The following is a 3579-nucleotide window of genomic DNA, read 5'->3' as shown; positions in this document are numbered from 1 at the left end:
GTCCCTGGCGAGCAGCCAGGCCAGGGCCAGTAGCCGGCGCAGCGGGAAGTGATCGCGAATGCCTACCGGCTGCTCGAGCCCGGTGGCGTCTTCCTCTGGAAGAGCCAGGTTCGGCGACCTCGTTGGAAGTACGCGGTGACCTATGCGCAGGAGTGGCTGATGACGCATTTCGGGCCGACCAGGGGAGTGACGCTCTGCTTCATGGATACGGATGAGTCCCTAGCGGTCCTCCGCTCGGCCGGCTTCCAGGCCGAGGCGCGCCCCCTCCCCTCGTGGCGACCGTACCCCGACGTGCTCTTCATCGCGGTCAAGCCACAGGGCTCTCCGGACGACGCCCGGTCCCCTCGCGAGCCGGCACATCGGCAGCTCCCGCCTGGCTCGGGGCGACCCGCTCGAGGCACCGGTCATCGCGGGTGAATCGAGCCGCCCGCTGCCGGGGAATTCGCCAGATCGGACACCCGGCAGCGGGCGTAGGGGTTGCTGGCCGGGGCGGCGCGAGCACCGCGACGACGGGCCAGCGAGCGCTAGGCCCACTCCTCTACCAGGTACTTGAAGAGGTCGTCGATGATGAGGTTGGCAGCCAGCGGGCCGAGCCCGGTGCCCCAGATGCGATCGTCGACTTCGTAGACGCGGCCCTGCTGGACGACGTCGAGCCGAGACCAGAGCGGGTGCTGCATGAGTTGCGACAGTTGCTCACCCTGCTGGCGATTCCAGTACATGATGAACATCACATCGCCGTCGAGGTCGCGGATGCGCTCGGCGGTTGCCTCTTCCATGAAGATGTCCTTGTCCTGCGCAGGTGGACGGGGCAAGCCGGCGTCTTCGACCACCGATCCCATGAACGAGGCCTTCATGTAGATCCGGACGTGGTCGGGGAAGGAGCGGACGAGCGAGACCTCCGTCTCATCCAGGCGCGGCCCCATTGCGCGCTTGAACTCCTCCAGGCGAGCGAAGTAGTCGGCCATCAGGCGCTCGCCCTCTTCAGCCTTGCCGAGCGCTTCGGCGAAGAGCTGTAGGTTCTCCTTCCAGACGACGCCGACCGTCTCGCTGCAAACCGTTGGGGCGATCTGGGAGAGTTGCTGGTAGATCGCCTCGTGGCGCAGCTTGTTGGTCAGGATCAGGTCGGGCTGGAGCGAGAGGACGAGCTCCAGATCCGGCTCGGTCACCGTGCCGACCCAGGTGCTCTCGGTCATCCGCTCCTGGAGATATGGCGCGAGCTCCTCGTTTGCCGTGTAGGTGGCATACCCGATCGGTTGCACGCCGAGCGCGAGGGCGATGTCTAGCTCGCCCATGTCGAGCACGACGACGCGCTGCGGGGCGGCCGGCACCGTAGCCTGGCCCATAGCATGCCGGACAACTCGCTCGCCGGCGGGAGTGGACGTCGGCGTCGGGGATGCGGGCGTCGGCGTCGCTGCTCCAGCGGCCGATGCGGTCGGAGAGGCGACGCGTGTCTGGGTGGGAGCCGGCGCCGGTGACTCCACGGCGGGCTCTCCACGGCCGCAGGCCGAGAGCAATGGGGCCAGCGCCACTGCCCCGCCGAGCAGCCCGAGCTGCCGGATCACAGCCCGGCGAGACAAGCGCCGTCGTGGCTCGTTCGTCATTCCCTCCTCCTTTCTCGCGGAGATCGAGTGATGCGTCAGCAACGCTCGCTTCCACGCTCGCGCCTCGTCGAGGGCGGCTCCGGCAACTCGATGTCGAGCGAGGCGATGAATTCCTGGAACGGGCTGGCCTGCGTGCTCGGGGAATCAGGGGAGGAAGCTGGGGGCTCGACACTTGGAGCCGGTGGGCCGGCCAATGCCTCCATCACCGCGCGGTCGATCCAGATCGGGCAGCCTTGCCGCCAGGCCAAAACGATCGCGTCGATGCAGTGCGCCCGAACCGGCGCCAGTCCGAGCGGGCCATCGAGCTCCAGTTCGGCCTGCAGGACTGCCTGCGGTCCGGGCCAGAGGGTGACCTGGCGGAGCTGGCCGCCCAGCCGGTCGATCACGTGCTCGATCAGCTCGTAGGCCCTGGCCTTGCTTCCGGGTCGCCGGGTCGTCGCTGGCGCCATCGCCTCGGCGTCCTCCGGCGCTAGGCTGACCCAGGCGAAGAGATCCGTGCCAGCCCCGCGCAGTACCAGCACTGGATGCCCGTGGTGCAGGCACCAGCTCAACCCGTGGACGACGAGCTGCAGTCTATCCATCGTCCTCCCTCCTTCTCAGGTGCATCAGGGCCAGCTATTCGGCTGCCCGCGCCCTCGACCTGGCACGCCGCGGGGGTGGCGCCGGGAGCAGCGAGCCCGCGCGAGCTGGGTTGTCCAGTCCTGGCGCGCACTGGCGATCCATTCGACTCCGCAGTCACGGCGATCGGCCCGGTGTTCACCACCCGGGTGGACTCGTCTAGTCGAAGCACGGGTGACGGAAGGCATCGCTGCTACACCACCTCCTCGTGGCAAGACTGGACTCACCTCTCGCGTGCGAGAGACTCCGGGAGGCGATCCGTGGTCAGGACTCGTTGCTCGAGCGGATCGGCGCTGTCTCCGGTGGGAGCCGAGCGCTGCTCCCTTCCCTATTCCCAGCCCAACCAGCGGGTGACCTCTGCCGCCGGGCGACGCGGGCGCTGAGGCGGTTCGCCATCGGGATAGCCGAGGTAGACGAAGCCGAGCAGGTGGGCGTCGGGAGGCAGACCCAGGAACGCCTTCACCTCGGGGTCGAAGGCGGCCTCGCCTGTGCGCCAGATTGCAGCCAGCCCCAGGCCGTGCGCCGCCAGGAGCAGGTTCTGGATCGCCGCCGCGCCGGCGCAGATCTCCTCGATCTCGACTTCGGGTTTTCGAGATGCAGGGATGACGCCGACGGCGACGATGACCGGGGCGCGGAGTGGCTTGCGCCGCAGGGCGTCGAGTTTCGCCGGATCTACTTCCCTCTCTCGGGCTACCTTTCCGCGCGCCATCGCCTCGCCGAGTTCCCGGCGGGCCTCGCCGGTGAGCACGACGAAGCGCCAGGGTTGCGTCAGGTGGTGGTTCGGTGCCCAGACTGCCGCGTCGATCACCTGCTCGATGAGCTCGCGAGGTGGACGCTCCGGCCGCACGCGCGGCATGCTTCGCCTCGAGCGGAGCAGCGCGAGCACGGCTGTGCCGCTAGGCGCTCCGTGAGAGATCTCGATCGTCTCCGCTGGTGTCGCCACGCTGTCCCCCCATCCCTGTGGCGAGAATCCTGACTAAATTACTCGGGATTAGCATAACGGAGGGTGGCACGCCTGTCAAGCCTGCTGCCAGATCCCTGGCTCCGCTGGGTGCTGGAGCCGAGCGAGCTGGTCACATGGGATCGTTCATGAAGCGCCGGGTCATCGAGCGAGGATGACTTGCACCGGCTGGCGGGCCGCCGCGCTCAGCCTCAGTGGACACGTGCACGCGATTCCAGCCGCGAAGCCGCCCAGCGCGATAGCTGGCTAGGGGCGGTCAGCGCCAGTGCTAGGCCAGCGGCAGCGAGGCGCAGAGCCCCAGCGTCATCGCGAGCGTCGCCGGGTGGGGCAGCCGCCACGCGACCAGCCATCGGGCGAGCAGCATCGCTTCACGAGCTATACTAGAGCTGGAGGCCTGCG

General features: G+C 68.5%; 4 protein-coding genes. 1 reads left to right on the top strand and 3 read right to left on the bottom strand.

Going from position 1 to position 3579, the window contains the following annotated elements:
* Positions 1 to 48: 48 nt before the first annotated feature.
* Complete coding sequence (locus NET02_RS16235) at positions 49 to 417, top strand: hypothetical protein (RefSeq protein ID WP_284058476.1); 369 nt, start codon at positions 49 to 51, stop codon at positions 415 to 417.
* Positions 418 to 524: 107 nt separating this feature from the next.
* Here NET02_RS16235 and NET02_RS16230 read toward each other — a convergent pair whose 3' ends face one another.
* The 3 genes from NET02_RS16230 to NET02_RS16220 all read right to left on the bottom strand — a co-directional run bounded on the left by NET02_RS16230 (position 525) and on the right by NET02_RS16220 (position 3162).
* Positions 525 to 1601, bottom strand: coding sequence for an ABC transporter substrate-binding protein (locus tag NET02_RS16230; protein ID WP_284058475.1), 1077 nt, complete (start codon positions 1599 to 1601; stop codon positions 525 to 527).
* 35 nt (positions 1602 to 1636) lie between these two features.
* Entirely contained in the window at positions 1637 to 2182 is a 546-nt protein-coding gene (locus NET02_RS16225; RefSeq protein ID WP_284058474.1) for a bifunctional nuclease domain-containing protein, read from the bottom strand.
* A gap of 365 nt (positions 2183 to 2547) precedes the next feature.
* Entirely contained in the window at positions 2548 to 3162 is a 615-nt protein-coding gene (locus NET02_RS16220) for a nitroreductase family protein (protein WP_284058473.1), read from the bottom strand.
* Positions 3163 to 3579 lie beyond the last annotated feature (417 nt).

Origin of the sequence: Thermalbibacter longus (genome assembly GCF_023806485.1) — a bacterium.
GTDB classification, from domain to species: domain Bacteria; phylum Chloroflexota; class Chloroflexia; order Thermomicrobiales; family Thermomicrobiaceae; genus Thermalbibacter; species Thermalbibacter longus.
This window is presented reverse-complemented; position numbering and strand designations above follow the sequence as displayed.

Coding starts and splice junctions, on each gene's coding strand:
- NET02_RS16230 (WP_284058475.1), bottom strand. CDS start 1,601: ATGACGAACGAGCCACGACGGCGCTTGTCTCGCCGGGCTGTGATCCGG.
- NET02_RS16225 (WP_284058474.1), bottom strand. CDS start 2,182: ATGGATAGACTGCAGCTCGTCGTCCACGGGTTGAGCTGGTGCCTGCAC.